The sequence below is a fragment of the Alkalihalobacillus sp. BA299 genome (assembly GCF_017745675.1).
GTDB lineage: Bacteria > Bacillota > Bacilli > Bacillales > Bacillaceae_F > Alkalihalobacterium.
Window position 1 is genome coordinate 1 of record NZ_JAFLJM010000008.1, and the last position, 18,788, is coordinate 18,788.

Below are 18,788 nucleotides of genomic sequence, written 5' to 3' on the forward strand. Positions count from 1 at the left end.
ACAAGAAAAGCGGAAGCGTCCGTTTAGCGGCGTATGGACTGGAGCCCCACCGTATGAGATAAAGGAAACACATCGAACGGTAGTGAGGCGATGTTGACTTATCGTAAGGAGGGGGAGCGAAGTCCACTAGACGCTGGGCGCTGCAGCTAGACAAGAAAAGCGGAAGGTGTCTGCTTATCGGCGACAAGCGCTGGAGGACCAGCAATTAGTGTCCTGCTTTTGGACACGTTTAATGGACCGAAGCGACCTCGAGCCGATGACACCTGCAGCTAGACAAGAAAAGCGGAAGCCCCCGTTTAACGGCGTATGGACTGGGGCCCACCGTTAAAATTGGAGGACGCGATTGCGATTGTTTGCGTCAGTGACTTGAACAAGATCGGCAAGCGTCGTCTTCCCGCGCTCTTCTAACAGGCGGAGAAGCTCAACAAAAAGGTAGGCTGTCGTTAACGCATCACCGATTGCACTGTGGCGCTCATAAATATTTGTGCCAAACGACCTAGCATAATGCTCTAAATCACGCATATCCCAGGACGGACATAAATACCCTAGCATGTCGAGGGTATCGATATATAGTGGCTGCTCAAATGTATACTTCGACCGTTGTAATTCCTTGCGTATGACCATGACATCAAAGCTTAAGTAATGTCCGACCCAGCCGCCACTCTTTGTATTCTCAATGAATTGAAAAAAGGATTCGATCGCTTCCATCGAGCTCGGTGCTTCGTCCACATGGTGTTGAGCGATTCCCGTCAATTCAGTGATTTCAGGTGGGATGTCTCTTTCTGGATTTACATATGTTTGAAATTGATTGTCAGTTACCATTAACCCTTTTACCTGTACAGCGCCAATTTCAATGACGCGGTCCTTGGCTCCAACGGCAAACCCGGTTGTTTCCGTATCAAACACGGTAAAAGAAAGGTCGCGTAACGGTGTATCGAGCGAAGGCTGTTGGTCTAGCTGGTAATGCAATAACTTCTTTTTCCAGAACATAAACAATCTCCCCTTATTTATATCTACTTTTCTATTAATCTTATTGAAATGTTAACTTCCTTTAGACATCCTTCAACATGAATGCTCAGTTTCTTAATCTACTCTTATATGAAGATAGTCAGTTTCATAGCTTTTTTACTGGAGCAAATATTTTTTGAGGTAGTTTTGAAGTAATTATTTCCATAGCAATGTTTTTGTGTTATGCGACAATGATAATGATTACATTTTACCGAATTTTCTAACTCTTTTCCACTGTAAAACACTATATTTTATTAATTCTATCCCCATAAAGGCGGGGTATCTCAAAAGGGAAAAACGCCCCTTTACCCCCATTTCTTTATCCATTAGTTTCGATTAAAAATAACTAGTTTTTTCTCCATCATTTCTTCAATTGCATATTTTAGCCCTCCTCTTCCTATTCCGCTTTCTTTGCTCTATTTTCAACTTAGTCTCATTTATTTTTAAGTTTAGGTCATTTATTTTCAACTTTACCCGACTTATTTTCAAGTTCGCCTCATTTATTTTCAACTTTTCACCATTTAAAGATTTCTCGACAAAAAGATACAAATTTCGCAATCTGGACCAAGTAAGAAAGTGTGCTTTTGACTAACGCAATCGAAGTTGAAGCGACCTCGAGTGGATAGGTGCTTGTCTAGACATCATATAAAAAGTGATACTACCTTATCTTTAAACAAAAAATACCACAGCCATTATAACTGTGGTACGTAAAATTTATATTTGCTTATCTTTTCTACTACGTAAATAAAGCCTCTAAAGTCTCTCTTATGCTCTAAGGGAATTTACCGATCATTGAGTACTATATATGCTCTGTGCCCCCTCAAACCTTACTACTCTACTACTTACTAGCCATTTCTAGCGCAGCACGCTTTTTCAGCGCAACTAAACTAATCATTTCAAAAGCAACGGCAGAGGCAAGGCCCGCTGTAATTTCTGTCGGGTCAAATGCAGGCAGAACTTCAACTAAATCAAAACCTACAATATTCAAACCTTTTAAACTACGAACATACTCTAGTGCTTCATGACTCGTCGGTCCTGCAACTTCTGGTGTACCTGTCCCTGGTGCATATGCTGGATCTACAAAATCGATATCGAAGGTTACAAATACGGGACTTTCTCCCCCAACGCGTTCATGAATCCGTTTGATGACATTTTCTTGACCAAGCTTTCTCATTTCACTCATTGTTATGACTTCAAAACCGAGGTCGCGTGCATCTTGAATACAATCTGGGCCATACAACGGACCGCGCATCCCAATCTGAATCGAATGAGCTGTATCAATCAAGCCCTCTTCTACGGCTCTACGAAAAGGAGTACCGTGCATATATTTTTCTCCATAATAATTATCCCATGTATCCCCATGTGCATCAAAATGAACTAAAGATATCGGTCCGTACTTTCTAGCAAAAGCCCGTAAGTTCCCTAATGAAATCGAATGGTCTCCGCCGATTATTATCGGGGTAATTCCTTTTTCTACGATTGGCATCAGTCCTTCAACCATGTTGTCATATGTCCGGTGTATATTACCTGGCACTACATCAATATCGCCATAGTCAACTCCAGAACAGTAGTCAAAAATATTAATATCCTGGTCTGGATTATATGGACGAAGAAGAACAGAGGCGTTTCGTACATGCTGCGGGCCGTACCGTGTTCCTACACGGTTTGATGCAGCCGTATCAAACGGTACACCAACAATTACAAAATCTACATCTTCAGTTGTTTGGATATTCTCTAATCTCATAAATGTCCGTACCCCTGTAAAGCGTGGAGATAGAGAGGAATCTTTTGGCTGATATTTCATATTACAAAACTCCTTACCCTTTTATTAAGTATTCATTTTTATAGGTGCTAATTGCCTTATCTAGCATCTTTATCCCTGTATCCACTTGTTCTTTCGTTACACTTAATGGCGGGATCATTCGAATGACTTCTCCTTCATTACCACAAAGATAAAACAATACCCCTTCCTGAAGCGCTAAGTCTAATATACGTAAAACCGCTTCTCCATCAGGTTCTCCTGTTCGCGGATTAATGATCTCAATTCCTATCATTAAACCCACACTGCGAATACTGCCAATTAAATCATGCTTTTGTTTCAATGCTTCTAGTTTCTCTCTAGCATAAGCTCCAACTTCTCTAGTGTTACGCAACAGATCTTCTTCCTTCATTACCTCTAACGTTGCTAATGCAGCTGCACAAGCAATAGGGTTACCTCCAAAAGTAGTACCATGGCTGCCAAGCGGCCACTGCTGCATTAATCGATGATTAGCAACCGTTGCACTAAGCGGTAATCCAGAGGCAATCCCTTTAGCAATCGCCATAATATCAGGTGTTACATCAAACGTTTCTGCAGCAAACCAATGTCCAGTTCTGCCAAAACCTGTTTGGACTTCATCAAAAATTAATAGAATTTGATGCTGATCACAAATTTCTCTTACTTTTTTCAGCCATGATTTTGGAGGAATAATATATCCGCCTTCTCCTAGGACGGGCTCTAAAATAACACAAGCAACTTCCTCTGGTGATACATGATGCTTAAATAGATTTTTAAAGTCTTGTTCAAGCTGTTGAACGGCTTCCTCTTCTACTACTATTCCGTTTGTCTTTTTCAACTTACTAGGGTTAAAATAAGGAACTTGATAGGTTAGTCCATTCGGCTGTAAAAATTTACGATACTTACTTTTTGAAGTGCTTACGCTAAGCGAGCCTTGCGTTCTTCCATGAAAGCAACCCGTAAAGGAAACAACATAAGGTCTTTTTGTAACGAACTTCGCTAATTTCAGTGCCCCTTCAATGGCCTCGGTTCCACTATTTGCAAAAAAGAAACAATCCAAGTTTCCTGGTAAAATATCAGCTAGTTCATCGGCCAATCTTAAAATAGATTCATATTGAATAACACCGATCGGGCCGTGAACAAGGGTGTCGGCCGCATCCTTAATGGCTTGGACCACCTTTGGATGACGATGACCTACATTTGTTACAGCGATTCCAGATGTAAAATCTAAATATTTTTTCCCATCCAAACCCCAGTAGTAACACCCTTCTTCTTTAACTACAGGTAAATTCGGATGGTCCTTTGCCATACTAGGCGCTAATCTGGTAGATAATTTTTTGGTTAGATGACCCCAATTCTCTGACATTCTTCTCTACTCCCCTTTTCTATTGTTTTAGAAGAAAAAAAAGTGTGCCATGAAGACGATGATCGGCAAAGTAATAATCGTACGTTGTAGGAAGACGATAAATAAGTCAAGCAAGCTTAAAGGAATTTTTGAGCGTAATAATAAAATACCAATTTCAGACATATACACTAGTTGGGTTAATGAAATAGCAGCGATGACAAATCGTGTTAATTCACTTTCTATCCCACTACCAACGACAGCCGGTAAGAACATATCCGCAAAACCAACAAGCATTGCAGGAGCTGCCTGTGCTGCTTCAGGAATTCGCAGTAACTCTAAGATCGGTATAAATGGATACGAGATAAAATTAAAAATCGGTGTAAATTCTGCAATGACTAATGCAATCGTTCCAAGTGCCATAACTAACGGAATTAGCCCAAACCAAATATCAAGCACGTTTTGGAAGCCTTGTTTCACAACAAATCCAGCACTCTTTACTTCGGATGCCTTAGATACTGCTTTTTCATAGGCCCACCTTCTCCGAGACACACCTTCTGGTACCTCTTCAGAAATTTGCTTTCCTACTGGCTCGTAATACGTATCCTCCTTACGAGATAGCGGCGGAATTCTGGGACAAATAATGGCTGCAATCAGACCTGCAACAATAACAGTGAAGTAAAATTGTACAAACATGTGATCTAATCCGATAAAGCTTATAACAACTAAGCTAAATGCAATCGATGCGACAGAGAAGTTCGTAGCAATAACTGCTGCTTCACGCTTTGTATAATATCCTTCTTCATATTGCTTCGTTGTAATCAAAACTCCAACTGTACCACTACCCATCCAAGATGCAGCCGCATCAATCGATGAACGACCTGGAAGCTTAAATAGAGGTCTCATCACTTTCCTTACTGTCGTTCCTATAAAGTCCATAAGCCCAAACTGTAATAATAATGGCATGAGAAGACCAGCAAATAAGAACCAAGTCGTTAATACAGGTACTAAGTCATAAAGCACGACACCACCCGTATAATCGTCCCAAATAAAACCCGGCCCGAATCCGTATAGCACCATTAAAGCAAACAAAGCACCTAACACTCGCATAGAAAGCCAAAATGCCCCAACATCAAACAAGCTATTGAAAAAATCTGAATCCTTGATCCATGTTGGCTTTGCAAGTTTTGCAACTACTGATAAAACAACAGATAAGACTAAGACAACAGTCATAAACTGTGGTATAAAAGGTGCAAACACGCCTAAAAAGAGCTCTGCTAATATACCTACTCCAATTGTCCATTTGCCATCATAGGGAACAGGAACTAAAAAAAGAAATAGACCGAATAAGGAAGGAATGATAAATTTCATCTTATTAATGGTCGTCATTACTTCCTGCTGTTCAACTACAAATTCCATTTGTTTCTTTTTAGCCTCCAAATTCAACACCTCACCTTTTTTATAATCAGCCACGTACAAGTGTCATTCTTAGATGCAATACGCTTACTATTTATCAATGCAATTCCTGTGCCATTTTCGTTATATTTTATATTTTTTGAGTTTTCTTACTACTGAAGGTTGACTAATTCCTAAAGCTTTGGCAATTTGTACTGTCGTCTTATATTCTTTTTTAGCTTGTTTTAACATTTGCTTTTCCACCTCATCCATCACTTCTTTTAAAGTTTGTTTCGATGGATCAACAATCGGTTTATGCTTATAGGATTCTGGTAAATCATCAATAGTAATAATGCGAGAAGCTGAAGTAACGACTAACCTTTCAATCAAATTAATTAATTCTCTGATGTTCCCCTTCCACGGATGCATAAATAGTTGCTGTTTGACGGCATCATCCAGTACTCGCTCTCTATTGTATTTACTTGAAAAGTGTTGAACAAAATGCTCGATCAAAGGTAAAATATCGGACGTTCTTTCTCGCAATGCCGGAATGTAGATTGGTACAACATTTAGCCGAAAATATAGGTCCTCCCGAAATCCTCTCTCTTCGACTAGTTTCTCTAATGCACGATTGGTTGCCGCTATTAACCGGAAATCAACCGTCCTTTGTTTAGTTCCTCCAATCCGGTAAAATTGCTTTTCTTGAATGAATTTCAATACTTTTACCTGTAGTGGCAATGATAGCTCTCCGATTTCATCTAAAAATAAAGTTCCACCTTCTGCAAGCTCTGCTAAGCCTGGCTTTCCTTTCTTATTTGCACTCGTAAACGCACCAGCTTCATAACCGAAAAATTCCGATTCAAATAGTGATTCTGGTATCGCCCCGCAGTTCACTTCAATAAAAGGCTTGTCCTTTCTCGGACTTTCTTTGTGTATCATTTTAGCTAGGTGCGTTTTACCAACACCAGACTCGCCAAGTAGAAGGACATTAACATCGACCTCTGCTACTTGTTTTGCAATAGAAATACACTTTTTCATTTTGTGGGAGTTGCCAATAAAACCCTCACTATTCAATTGTTGATTTCTCAGTATTTCTAACTCATTTTTTACTCGTTCCATTTCCCCTTCCATTTCCATTAAATAATTTCTCATCTTATCCATTTCCGTAATATCGTGTGAGTAAGAAGCAATTCTCCATACGTTCCCGTCATCATCAAACACAGGAACTCCAGTAATCAATAGCTTTCTCCCCTTGTTTGTCGTTTGAATGACATTGACTCTGTCCCTCTTCTCTATAACCAACGGAGTTACAATCGGTGTAAAGACCCCTTCCTTTTCAAAATCATAAACGGATAAACCAACGATGTCCCGATCCTCTACCCCATATAAAGCTTTTGTGACTTCACTCACTTTCAAAATGATCCCTTTATTATCAGTTACTAATAAATCATCTTTTAAGGCTCGAAGAATTAATTCGCTTTCATTAAGCTCCCACTCTTTCAAATAAAAAACCTCCTACTATTTATTTTTGAATATGAATATTCAATAAAATTAGAATTATCAATATGTTTGTTGAATATTATAATACTATTCCATTTTAAATACATTATTTATTTTTGAATAGATTAGAAGAGCCAATTATTTATGTGTCTACATAATTGGGAAATCAAAAAAAAAAAACGCTTGTGACTCCCTAGGCGAAGGCACATGCGTTTGCATATATCGGTCTAATTTGATATATATCAGTCTAATTTCAAATTTATCGGTCTAATTCCGATTTTATCAGTCTAACTCCGATTTTATCGGTCTAATTTCAAATTTATCAGTCTAATTCCGATTTTATCAGTCTAATTTCAAATTTATCGGTCTAATTCCGATTTTATCGGTCTAATTTCAAATTTATCAGTCTAATTCCGATTTTATCAGTCTAATTTCAAATTTATCGGTCTAACTCCGATTTTATCAGTCGAACTCAATTGGTAAGAAGCTATACGCATAATCTTCCACCACTAACCCACTTGCGGACCAAACTTCACGCTAAGATCCGACTTTACTAAATGGGCAATGAGGACATAACGTTCGGGTGCTGAGCCTACAAATTGAAAGGGGTAGCAGGTCGTGACGGTCAGCGTTGCTCGTGGTTTTGGAACGATTACCGTGCGATCATCTTCATCGACGATACGAACTTTGTTGATTTTATACGTAAACTTACCCGCAGTTGTCGTTACGATCAGCTCATCTTGTTCACCGACTTGACCGAGCTTGCGAAAAACCGTATCACGATGGCCTGATAAGACACTATTATCCGGTTCCCCTGGCAACACACTTCCTAGAAAATGCCCGACACCTCGCTCTAGCTCATCTTCATCTGTTCCATGGTAGATGGGTAACGTCGCTTGGAGCCTCGGAATATAAAGCTCGCCGATTAACTCGCCTTGCTTTGGACGTTCTGTATAAAGTGGATCGCTTTCTTCAATGGTATCTTCACTTGCCGGCTGTTCAACAGGAGCAACAGTCTCCCGCTTAACCTCATTTACCTTGTACAGCCCATATCCTTTTATAAAGGTAAAGGCATTTGTCGTCGTGAACCAAAGCCCACCAACAAACAGAAGAATGCTAACAGACAGAAGAAGACGTGTCATCCGCCTTCTCCTCTTTTGATTTTCTCGCATCATCGTCTTATGCACCTTTTATTTTCATACGACGATAGATCAATCCAGCAGCTAACATCATACTAAGTCCGATGAGGCCATTCTGCATAGAATTAGAAGCCGTCTTTGGCATTTTTGCCCCTTTTTCCGTTTGGACGTTTTCAGGCGCTTTTTGAACAATTTCTGCTACTTCTTTTAAATCTTCTGTTGGCTGTTTTATTAATTCTGACCCGAACATTTCGGCTGTAATGATCATATCCGCTAAAAATTCTCCGTCAAAATTATACAGCTCTATTAGTAAGTTATAGCCTTCTAAACTTTCAAGCGTAATTAACGTTTGCAGTGAAATTGGTTGTTTACTTGCCTTATCTTTTCCCACAATGAGGAAGTACTGTGCATCAAGTTCAAATAAATCCATCATTTCTGAATAAATCGCTAAAATTTCGGCAATTTCTTCCGCAGTAAGCTCTGTTGCACTTTCAAAGTCTGGAAGAACCAATGCCCGCTCTTCTAAATTTAACAGTCGTTCTTCAAAGGCAGGGTTGTCCAAATCAAGTATTGAAAAATGGTCAAACAGAGCTTCCAAATCCTCGTTAGATAAGTCAAACTCCGCAAATAGCGCTTCTAATTCAGCAAGAATCTCTTCCCAACTAACGTCTTCAAAGTTGATGTAAAAGTCTATCGCATACTCAAGGTCATTAATGAAAACATAGTCTTCTAATGTTTCCCCGTATTCTTCTAAAATCATCGTTAATTCCTCAAGTGTAAGTTCGTATAGATCAAGTAACGCTTGTAAGTTGTCTTCGTCGATAATTGGGCCAAGAAATTCAATTAATTCTTCTACAGAGTCAAAATCAGTTAATTCCAATCCGTGATGGATCATTAGTTGCTCTTCAAGCTCATCTTGCGTCAACCCGATTTCTAGTAAGTATTCAGCTAGCTCGTCCTCATTGAGTGCTGCATTACTTACTGTTGGAAATAAAATAGATAGTACTAATACGATAGTTGCCAAAGCCATGACGATACGCTTCAATTCGTTTTCCTCCTAAAATAAAATAACTTACTTCATATTTTAATATAGGCGGTAAATTAGTATAAAAAAAGAATTGTAAAAAAATAGAATCCGTATATAATTATATGTCATATTTTTGAAGTGGATACATGAAGTTACTTTTAATAGACAAAGCTCGAAGAAGTAATATATGAAGGTAGAGTCAGTAAGAAAAGGCGGTGAATTTTGTCACATACTGTCGAGAAATCGATAAATGACCTAAAGTTGAAAATAAAAGCTATAAACTTGAAAATAAACGTCACATACTTGAAAATAAACGCCACATACTTGAAAATAAACGATCTGAACTTAAAAATAAACCACTTAAAATTGTTAAAAATCGTCATATGTGCACCATAATCAGCAAAACAAAATATTCTATCATTTCCTCACGCACAAAAAGCCAGCACAAAAGCTGACTTTTTAGCTGTTTCTATATTATATGGATAGCTTCTTAACCCCTCATGTGTTTTTTATAGCATCCCAAAGGCGCCAAGTGTTTGGTTTTGCAGGGAGCGAATAGTTTTCAAGGCGATCATGAGCTCTTCTTTGTCGCGTGAGCGCAAATGGGTAAATTTAACTTCGCTCGTGCTCTCTTCTTTACGAAGATACCTTCCCCACGCTTGTTCTACTCTAATGTTTAACACCACGCCATAAGCGAAGCGGATGTCGTCTGCCATTTCAGGTGAAAAGATATTTTGTTTGACGAGTGCATCTAACCGTTGCATCGGTGTTCCTTCGATGATCCCGTGATGAACCGCTAAAATTTGCAAGCAGTGGTGAAGAGGAAAGAGCGCATGTTTCTTAATATCAAGCGAGTCTCGCCGCAATCCAAATAAAGCGCGGATAGGGTGGTCCAGCGTCGGAACAGGGTGCTCTCGTTCTTGCTCTGCCATCCGGTATAGATATATCCGCGACCTAGCCGCTTGGTCGCTAACCATTTTTACAAACTGATCATGAAGAGTATCGTCTCCGTATAAAAAACGGAACGACATAAAATTATGTCCTAGTAACACATTATCATTCGTTGCCCGAAGCGCCCACCCTCGTAAACGTTCTTGCCACGTTTTTAGTGTACCGCGCCAGCTCAGTTCATTGGCCATCATTTTCCCGATACAAAGCTTATATCCTGCCGTATGGAGATGATCGACCATTTCTTGACCGAGCAATGCAAAATATGCTTCTACTTTTTCTATTTCATCACCGGCAGGATTGGCATAGACGAGAAAGTGATCTTGATCCGTCAATAAAAACTGTTCCCCTCGACCACCGCTGCCCATTTGAAACCAGCAAAATGGAACAGGGGGCTTACCCTTTCCTTTCGCCTCCAGCGATTCAACAGCTAAATCTACACAATGCTTGACTAGACGATCGTAGAGCTTTGTAATAATCTCCAACGTATGAACCGTTGAAATTTCATCATTAATCAGTTGACCGAGCACATCATAGATGGCACTTTTTACCGTTGGCAAGCTAGACAATGTCGACTGCTCAATTCGTTGGATAATTTCCATCGAGCCGCGATTTTTCTTGCGTAGGAGATCCGATAACGTCACCATTCCGATCACTTTTCGATTGTCTTCTACAACTGGCAAATGCTTCACTCCATTTAATAAGAAGCTAGACATCGCTTCATAATAGTAGGCGTATCGTGAAATCGTGACTGGGTTCGCTGTCATGACATCCGTCGCTTTTAACGGAGCTTCATTACTACTCGCGACAACGCGTTGGACAAGATCTTTTTCTGTTATAATCCCGATTAAGTTCCCGTCATTATCAGTGACAACGACTGAGCTTGACCTATGATCGACCATTTTTTTTGCTACCGCTTGAACAGTTTCATCCCTCACAACCGACACCACTGGTTCGTTCATTAAATCTTGGATCCGACGAATAAAAGGGTCACTCTCTCCCCACTGGTTTGCTAGCTTCACCTGTTCAGCTAAAGACCCGTAAATATCACGTAAGCGGACCGCTACTTGGCGAAGAACAAAATCGCGAACACCTCCATCATCCCAGCGCGCTTCCACGACAGTGTAAGGAATTTGCAAGCAGTAGGAATCTTCAACCGCGCGAACTTCGACGGTATATTTAGCGACATGGGGATTCGGTTCCCCTAAAAAATCGGCTAAGCTTGAAAAACCAATCATATCACCAGTTTGCAAGACTTCGAGCACCTCTTGCTGAAAAAGGCCATCATCTCCTTGAACATACACCTCTGCCATTCCTGATAAAATAAGAAGAAGCCCTTCTCGTGGCGTTTTCGAATAAAGGACTTTTTCCGCTTTGCTATAATGCTTTAATGTGCATTTTTCCATTAAGATTACAAATTGAGAATCAAGCACCCCTTGAAACAAAGGGTGCTTGTGAATTTGTTCAAATAAATCTTTATTTTCCAACCGATTCATCCATCCATACCTCGCCATCTTTATAAGTCATTTGCTCCGGGTAACGTAGGTCGATGACTTCATCTTGGATGCGCTCTGATGGTGCTGCTGTTGCTTTAGACACTAAATACGTTACTAGTAAGTTCACCGGAACACCGATAATACCAGCTCCTGTATCTAGTATACCAAAAATGGTAATTCCTTGACGAGCGAGAAGAATGTACGTAATTGTGACAATTAAACCAGAAAGCATACCGGCAATTGCCCCTTGAGCGTTACAACGTTTCCACCATACCCCTAATAAAAGAACCGGGAAGAACGTTCCGCCTGCTAATGCGAAAGCCCATGCAACAATTTGCGTAATAACACCAGGTGGGTCTAATGCTACAATACCTGCAACGATAGTTGAAAGAACGATCGCCCATCGTCCTGCTGCTAGACGTCTCTTATCACTCGCTTGTGGGTTCATTAAACGATAGTAAATATCATGAGCAAACGATGAAGAAATCGTAATCAACAGACCACCTGCCGTTGATAATGCGGCTGCCATCGCACCCGCTGCCACAAGACCGATCACAAACATTCCTAAGTTTGCAATTTCTGGTGTTGCCATTACGACGATATCATTACTAATGACGATCTCTTCCCATTGAAGAACTCCATCGCTATTTGCGTCAGCGACTTGAAGTCGTCCTGTATCAACCCAATTTTTTGTCCAGGCAGGTAAGCTATCAATTGGGCTACCAGCTACTTGAGTCATTAGGATAAAACGAGAAAATGCGGCGTACGCTGGTGCTGATAAGTATAATAACGCAATAAATAAAAGCGCCCAAGCTCCACTCCAGCGTGCTGCCTTCATCGTTGATACCGTGTAGAAACGAACGATAACGTGTGGCAGCGCTGCTGTACCAACCATTAAGGTAAATAAAAGCGCCATAAACTGAGCTTTGTCACTTTCCGTGAACGGGGCAAAATACTCACTGATCCCTAGCTCTCGATCAAGTTCACCTAATTGTGTAACAACATTACCATATGATAACCAAGGTAATGGATTATTTGTAACTTGTAATGACATAAATACGATCGGAATAATGTAAGCAATGATTAAAATAATGTACTGTGCAACCTGCGTCCATGTAATCCCTTTCATCCCACCGAGTGTAGCATAAACGGCAATTATGACTACCCCGATCATTGTTCCATACATTGCATCAATGTTTAAAATACGCCCTATAACTACCCCTGAACCAGAAAGCTGCCCAATAATATAAACGAATGAAATAATAATTGTCGCAATCGCAGCGATTAAGCGAGCCGGGTTACTATCAAAACGGTCGCCGATAAACTCTGGTACCGTGTAACGACCGTATTTACGTAATTGTGGTGCGAGTAAAAACGTTAAAAATAAGTATCCACCAGTCCAACCCATGATGTAGGCTAAACCATCGTACCCTAAGATCATGAGTGTACCAGCCATCCCAATAAATGAAGCTGCACTCATCCAGTCTCCACCGATCGCCATACCGTTCCAGAATGGCGGTACACCGCGACTTGCTACATAAAAATCTGATGTTGCTTTCGCACGATTATAAACAGAAATACCAATATAAAGTCCGAACGTTGCAATGATCATCAATATCGAAACGAGTGATTGAGAATCCATATGCTTCCCCCCTATAGGTTAACAAAAATTCTATTTAGTCTTTTCATTTGTTCCATCAAAATGAGTTCTTTACATTTCTTTAGGCTCTTTTCTCAAAGATTGTTGTTTTTAGCTTTTGGACCGTAAGCCAAGCGGATGCTTGGCTCTTCACGCATAGCGTGAAGATTTTGAAAATAAAATAGCCGTTCAGACAAATGAATTTGTATGAAAAGCCTATTTTATTTTCAAAAAACGGTCCAAAAGCAACAAAGTTTACGAAAACAGCCTTTCTTAAGACAATCTTAAGGATGATTTCGTGGAGGCTGTACTCAGGCGTGTCAAAAGCTAATAGTGAGCTCCAATCATAAGTAGTAGGAGGAGGAGTGCCACGTAGCTTCTCACGTACGATGCCTGACGCCTGCTTGAGAGCCAGCCCCACTTTTTACTACTTTTTTAGAAAGGTTGCTTCGACTGAACACGGGGTCAGTGGCTGAACAGATGAAAATTAGTGGTCAAGTGCTTTTCCAGCACCAATGCGAGTGTTTTGTTCTTCATCAATACCAAATTTCTTATCAATACGATCACTTACAATTGCATTAACAAATAGTAAAACGACGAAAGTGACTACTGCTCCTTGTGCCCCCATGTAGTAGTGGAATGGCATTCCCATAAATGTTACGTTGACGAGAGATTCTGCAAGCGTAACCACTCCAAAAGAAGCTAAACCACCAATGAGTAAACAAATAAGCACAACTTTATTTCTCGCCTTAAAGTATGCATCTGCAACAGACTTATCGATTTTTTTCATGTTCTCACCTCCTTTAATTAGTTGATAGACCATTGGTTTACTAGTTTTTGTAATCGCTTACAAATCACTTGGTTTATTGACTTTTTTCGAGTTCTCCATTATGTGCATGCAAAGCAATTGTACTTTGTTTAGATTATGGCAACTCGATTAGCGGCCTTACAATACATGCTTACAATGTCGACAAATAATAAAAGGTGTTTTCTTTTTGGCGATTTTCATATTGATGACATAAACGATGAGGATAAAGGATAATAAGATCGGGTGAAAAAGATAGCTAAAGATGAGAGAGACTATGATGGGTAAGACCGATAAAAACGTGAAATATTGCCATTTATTCATCACGACTGTTTCGTTGCTACTGCATTTCTTACAGTTCGTTTTATTTGTCATGCTATCACCTTAAACTGACGAGGAATTTAACAGTTTCCCAAAACGGAAGCGGCACCATAGCAATTTGTACGATCATGTATACAAAAATTGCAGCAAACGGGATTGATAGGAGCAGTGGCTTTTTTTTGCGGAAAGCAAATATAAAGCTGAACAAAGTAATAAGTAAAAAGACATAAATCATGATCACTTTTCCTCCTTAAATTATTAACTCATTAAAAACTGACCGACTATTCAGCTTTTCTGATTATATGTTGAAGACAAACTTTTGACTAAGTTCGAGTAAAATTTTTGATTGAGATCGTGTCTAAGATGTAGTAGCTGAACCACTGTTTAGTCGTATTAAATTTCCACTAACCCCTCCCACCAATAAAGCATCACTTGCAAATAAATAGCGCTCTTTATGTGTTCCACAACAGTATGTAATCGCTATCATTTCTGAGTAGTAATAAAAAACTAGCATTTGTAGTTTCCTGAATCCACTATGTTGCTCTCATGGGTGTCTTCTTTTCTAAGGTGGGGTTTGTGAATGAAATGTTATTACATAACAGAAGTTTTATCGTATTACTAAGAAGAATTCGTTTTGTTCAGCCTTTATTTATTGTTTTATAGTACACATTATTCCAAATTTTCAGATACCTCGTCAACTGTTTTTTGTAATTTTTTTGTAAAATTTTTCATGTTAATCTCGTAACCGTTGATAGATTAACTTTACATAAGAAAAACGTAAGGTGTCTGCTTATCGGCGACAAGCGCTGGAGGGCTAGCAATTAGTGTCCTGACTTTTGGACACGTTTGATGGACCGAAGCGACCTCGAGCCGATGACACCTGCAGCTAGACAAGAAAAGCGCAACAGGCACCTTTAACACATTACATCGTTAAAGGTGCCTGTCACCACATTACTTATTTAATTTATTTACTTTATTCTGGTTTTACTTCTTCTTCATCTTCATTTTTCTCTTTGTCGTCTTCTACGTCACTTGTATCATCATCTTCAGCGCTTGCGATGTCTTCATCCATTCGATGGTTTTCATCGACTAACGTTTCAAGAGATTGGTTAAAGTAGTCTAAAGGATTAACCGCTTCTCCGTTATGACGAATTTCAAAGTGAGCATGAACATCTGCTTCAGCATTGTACAAGTTACGTCCAGCACGGCCAATAATGTCACCTTGCTTAACTGATGAGCCTTCTTCCACTTCTAAGCCTTCTAAACTGTGATAATGTGTAATTACACCATTATCGTGATTCACTTCAATCACATACCCGAGTAAAGGATCTTTTTCAGCTTTTACAACCGTTCCACTTAGTGCAGCGGTTACTTCAAAGCTTTCGCCATTTTCCTTCGCTAAATCAATACCTTTGTTTTGGTAATACATGTTATTGTAATAAACTAAAGCGGCTTGTTGCTCTTCAGCTGTTGCATTGTAGTCATAAAAGTATCCTACAATATCAACTTCACTTTCGTTTGCTACTGGCATCTTGATGACTTCATTTGCACTTGTAACTGTTACAGCTTCACCTTCTTGCACTTCGATTCCATTCTCAGATGGTTGTGTCACCCCTGGTGGATCTGATTCTAAAGCTGTGTTATCTTGATTTTGCATGAAGAAAAAAGCACTAAGTACGATTGCAGCAGCTCCTAAGTAAACAGCCGGTAACATCCATTTCTTACGTAAGAAACGTTGAACATTGAATTTCTTCACTTCATTTGATTGTTTTGAAGATGTTTGTTTTTCTTCATCTCTCATTTGATCATCACCTCAGCAACCATTCTGATCAAAATCAAGAAATTATATACATTTTCTAAAAAAACTTTTTCAGATTATTTTTCGACAAACGATTTCATATTATGCATGATTTCAAAAAAAATTTTAGGATGGATTATTTTGTGTATTTTTGAGCAATAGTTTTCGTACCTTTTATCTCGCTTCCTGTATCTATGGATTGTTAGTTGTAACTAAGGAAATAAACTAGTACAAGGCTAATGATGACTTTTGGGGATAGTTTTTGTATATTAATAATGTTAACTTAGAACGATTTAAAAACTTCTTTCATCAGGAATTTATCTTCTGCCCATACTTCAGGTGCTGGCAACTTTAAGTCATTGACGAGCAAAGTAAACTTGTCCACGAGATCGCCGTCGAATTGAGTCCACGAGCATCTTTTTAGCTCATTTAATGCCTCTTCAAATGAAAGTGTGCGGCGATTGTAATTTCTTCTATCAATCGTCATCGTGTCAAACGCATCGCAAATTCCAATAATCCGACCTTGGATCGAAATTTCTTCCGCTTTTAAACCACGGGGATACCCCTTACCGTCCCAATGTTCATGGTGATCGCGTACAAAAACAGCTGCACGTGGTAGACCGAGCGTTTTCCTTAAGATATTGTTTCCAATTACACTATGGGCTTGTATGATTTGATATTCTAATTCATCTAGCTTCGTTGGCTTTAATAAAATTTCTTTCGATAACCCAATTTTTCCTATATCGTGGAGGAGCGAGGCAATTCTCATGTCATCGTCATGACAGCCTACGATTTTCGACAGTTGCTCAGAAAAATTCATGACCCTTAATGAATGGTATTTAAAAATACGCAACACTTCATTGTCTTGTGAAATTTTATTAAATAATTCTTCCGCTTGTGACGACTTTATCATCGATTTCATTGGGAATGCCTCCCTTTTACTTTCTTCTTATCAAAAAATATCGTTCTATTATATCACTATTATACAAAAAATGGTATATATCTAAGTTGAAAAGTTTAAAAATTCACAAAATGATGTATTTGAGTCATTGTGAGGACACACGATCCTTTATTTTTAAAATATCTTGGTTAAATAGGGGCTCGTTTATTCTACCAAAACAGACCGCAGACATATGTCTACGGCCCTAGTTATACTTATATGATTTCTATTTCATGTCACCTGCTTTTTCGGTTACGCAATTCCGACGTAGCTAGTTGAACTCCCGCTGCCTATGCAGCCGGTTAGTCTTTCTTAACAACAAGGTCACCAATATACGGATCAACTGGTGAAACGGATACACCTTGATAGTAGTGTTCGATGATATCTTGGTACGACTTTCCTTCTTTCGCCATACCATTTGCACCGTACTGGCTCATTCCAACACCATGGCCCCAGCCTTTTGTCTCTATAACGATTTGATTTCCTTGTCGGTACCATTTGAAGTCACTTGAATCCAGTTCGAGCTTTTCTCTTACATCACGACCGGTTAACTTTTTTCCATTAATGTTCACGGTAGCAACTCGTTTTCCATCGGTTCGGTTAATAATTTGCCCAACTGAGCCATCTGACGGCAGTTGAACTTCTAACTTTTGTTGGAATTCACTGACTGAAAAAGTAGTTGTTGCCGTAAATCGCGGTGAATTGGCATCCCACGGACTTGCGACACTACGTAAGTATGGATAGGCATTTTGCCAATAGTCTTCAGAGTTCTCCGTAAAGCCATTACTAGTTGAGAAAAAGGCGGCGGTGATCGGACTTCCATCAAATGTCAATACTTGACCTTGTGTTGACAAGACTGCTTCACGAATACGGTTGATTCTCCATTCAAAATCACTACCCCATTCTTCTTTCAGCTGTTCTTGATTTTTGTACACTTGATGATGAACGGTATCCGTAACGGTCGCTCCTTCTGGTAAAGCAAAATCACTTGGTTCAAGCATTTGCTTTAAAATATACGTTCTAGCGGTCAGCGCTTGAGCCTTCAAAGCCTCAATTTCAAACTCTGCTGGCATTTCGGAAGCCACTACCCCCATCACATATTCCTCGAGTTGGACTTCTTCAATCTTACTCTCTTTTGCTCGGTAAACTGAGACGGAGACTGGTGTAGTGTCTTCTAGCCGGATCTCTTGTCCCGTACCTGTTGAGGCGGCGGTTTCAGCTGGTGTTGTCATTTGAAGATTTTCTGATGAAAACATGATGACGAGCATAGCAGGTAACCCTACAATGATGCTACATAAAATAGTCCCAATAATTATTAATCGTTTCATGCCAAGCCCCCAGTACATAAACTAAAACTTCCACCAGCGCTTCCCACTGATGGTGCTTTACATCATTAACACTAGAAGAGCAACATGATACTCTACCAGTCGTGATGTCAGGTTATTTTTTCCTCTTTACTGATTTTATGCAGGCTTGGCTTAAATTAGAACTAATTTTTCAATTTGATTACAAATTATAGTTTTTTACATATTCTTTGAATAATTTAATATATTTTTAAAAAATTCTGTTAATAATAGTTCTAAAACACTTTACAAATTAAAGAAGGATAATAATTACACAAATGGAAATAATATTATAAGACTTGAAACAGTG

At 39.3% G+C, this 18,788-nt stretch carries 14 protein-coding genes; all 14 read right to left on the reverse strand.

Annotated elements, in window-relative coordinates; all coding sequences use genetic code 11:
- Window positions 1–324: 324 nt before the first annotated feature.
- The 14 genes from J0N78_RS11940 to spoIID all read right to left on the reverse strand — a co-directional run bounded on the left by J0N78_RS11940 (window position 325) and on the right by spoIID (window position 18,463).
- Window positions 325–990 (reverse strand): 3'-5' exonuclease, encoded by a 666-nt coding sequence (locus J0N78_RS11940; RefSeq protein WP_209123331.1) that lies wholly within the window; start codon window positions 988–990, stop codon window positions 325–327.
- Window positions 991–1,846: 856 nt separating this feature from the next.
- On the reverse strand, window positions 1,847–2,812 hold the full coding sequence (speB, locus tag J0N78_RS11945) for an agmatinase (RefSeq protein ID WP_209123332.1): 966 nt from the start codon (window positions 2,810–2,812) through the stop codon (window positions 1,847–1,849).
- Window positions 2,813–2,825: 13 nt separating this feature from the next.
- Window positions 2,826–4,151: an aspartate aminotransferase family protein gene (locus tag J0N78_RS11950; RefSeq protein WP_209123333.1), complete on the reverse strand. Its 1,326-nt coding sequence runs from the start codon at window positions 4,149–4,151 to the stop codon at window positions 2,826–2,828.
- 27 nt (window positions 4,152–4,178) lie between these two features.
- Window positions 4,179–5,546: a YjiH family protein gene (locus J0N78_RS11955; protein WP_209123520.1), complete on the reverse strand. Its 1,368-nt coding sequence runs from the start codon at window positions 5,544–5,546 to the stop codon at window positions 4,179–4,181.
- Between the two features lie 120 nt (window positions 5,547–5,666).
- Window positions 5,667–7,025: a sigma-54 interaction domain-containing protein gene (locus tag J0N78_RS11960; protein WP_209123334.1), complete on the reverse strand. Its 1,359-nt coding sequence runs from the start codon at window positions 7,023–7,025 to the stop codon at window positions 5,667–5,669.
- Between the two features lie 506 nt (window positions 7,026–7,531).
- Window positions 7,532–8,209 carry a class D sortase gene (locus J0N78_RS11965; protein WP_374193907.1) on the reverse strand — a complete coding sequence of 226 codons (678 nt, stop codon included), beginning with the start codon at window positions 8,207–8,209 and terminating at the stop codon, window positions 7,532–7,534.
- Window positions 8,202–9,206 carry a processed acidic surface protein gene (locus J0N78_RS11970; RefSeq protein WP_209123335.1) on the reverse strand — a complete coding sequence of 335 codons (1,005 nt, stop codon included), beginning with the start codon at window positions 9,204–9,206 and terminating at the stop codon, window positions 8,202–8,204. Before J0N78_RS11970 ends, J0N78_RS11965 begins: the two co-directional genes overlap by 8 nt.
- Before the next feature lie 491 nt (window positions 9,207–9,697).
- Window positions 9,698–11,632, reverse strand: a complete 1,935-nt coding sequence (locus J0N78_RS11975) for a DUF294 nucleotidyltransferase-like domain-containing protein (RefSeq protein WP_209123336.1) — start codon at window positions 11,630–11,632, stop codon at window positions 9,698–9,700.
- A complete protein-coding gene (locus J0N78_RS11980) occupies window positions 11,613–13,274 on the reverse strand; it encodes a sodium:solute symporter family protein (protein WP_209123337.1) in 1,662 nt (553 codons plus the stop codon). Before J0N78_RS11980 ends, J0N78_RS11975 begins: the two co-directional genes overlap by 20 nt.
- Window positions 13,275–13,758: 484 nt before the next feature.
- On the reverse strand, window positions 13,759–14,061 hold the full coding sequence (locus tag J0N78_RS11985) for a DUF4212 domain-containing protein (protein WP_209123338.1): 303 nt from the start codon (window positions 14,059–14,061) through the stop codon (window positions 13,759–13,761).
- Between the two features lie 394 nt (window positions 14,062–14,455).
- A complete protein-coding gene (locus J0N78_RS11990; protein WP_209123339.1) occupies window positions 14,456–14,632 on the reverse strand; it encodes a hypothetical protein in 177 nt (58 codons plus the stop codon).
- Window positions 14,633–15,370: 738 nt separating this feature from the next.
- Window positions 15,371–16,198 carry a stage II sporulation protein SpoIIQ gene (gene spoIIQ, locus J0N78_RS11995; protein ID WP_209123340.1) on the reverse strand — a complete coding sequence of 276 codons (828 nt, stop codon included), beginning with the start codon at window positions 16,196–16,198 and terminating at the stop codon, window positions 15,371–15,373.
- A gap of 280 nt (window positions 16,199–16,478) precedes the next feature.
- Window positions 16,479–17,117, reverse strand: coding sequence for an HD-GYP domain-containing protein (locus tag J0N78_RS12000; RefSeq protein WP_209123341.1), 639 nt, complete (start codon window positions 17,115–17,117; stop codon window positions 16,479–16,481).
- Between the two features lie 320 nt (window positions 17,118–17,437).
- Window positions 17,438–18,463, reverse strand: a complete 1,026-nt coding sequence (gene spoIID, locus J0N78_RS12005; protein WP_209123342.1) for a stage II sporulation protein D — start codon at window positions 18,461–18,463, stop codon at window positions 17,438–17,440.
- Window positions 18,464–18,788: the final 325 nt, after the last annotated feature.

Excerpts from the sequence above, each read along its gene's own strand:
- spoIIQ (WP_209123340.1), bottom strand. The coding sequence starts at position 16,198 with ATGAGAGATGAAGAAAAACAAACATCTTCAAAACAATCAAATGAAGTG.
- spoIID (WP_209123342.1), bottom strand. The coding sequence starts at position 18,463 with ATGAAACGATTAATAATTATTGGGACTATTTTATGTAGCATCATTGTA.
- J0N78_RS11940 (WP_209123331.1), bottom strand. The coding sequence starts at position 990 with ATGTTCTGGAAAAAGAAGTTATTGCATTACCAGCTAGACCAACAGCCT.
- J0N78_RS11950 (WP_209123333.1), bottom strand. The coding sequence starts at position 4,151 with ATGTCAGAGAATTGGGGTCATCTAACCAAAAAATTATCTACCAGATTA.
- J0N78_RS11985 (WP_209123338.1), bottom strand. The coding sequence starts at position 14,061 with ATGAAAAAAATCGATAAGTCTGTTGCAGATGCATACTTTAAGGCGAGA.
- speB (WP_209123332.1), bottom strand. The coding sequence starts at position 2,812 with ATGAAATATCAGCCAAAAGATTCCTCTCTATCTCCACGCTTTACAGGG.
- J0N78_RS11990 (WP_209123339.1), bottom strand. The coding sequence starts at position 14,632 with ATGATTTATGTCTTTTTACTTATTACTTTGTTCAGCTTTATATTTGCT.
- J0N78_RS11975 (WP_209123336.1), bottom strand. The coding sequence starts at position 11,632 with ATGAATCGGTTGGAAAATAAAGATTTATTTGAACAAATTCACAAGCAC.
- J0N78_RS11980 (WP_209123337.1), bottom strand. The coding sequence starts at position 13,274 with ATGGATTCTCAATCACTCGTTTCGATATTGATGATCATTGCAACGTTC.
- J0N78_RS11955 (WP_209123520.1), bottom strand. The coding sequence starts at position 5,546 with ATGGAATTTGTAGTTGAACAGCAGGAAGTAATGACGACCATTAATAAG.
- J0N78_RS12000 (WP_209123341.1), bottom strand. The coding sequence starts at position 17,117 with ATGAAATCGATGATAAAGTCGTCACAAGCGGAAGAATTATTTAATAAA.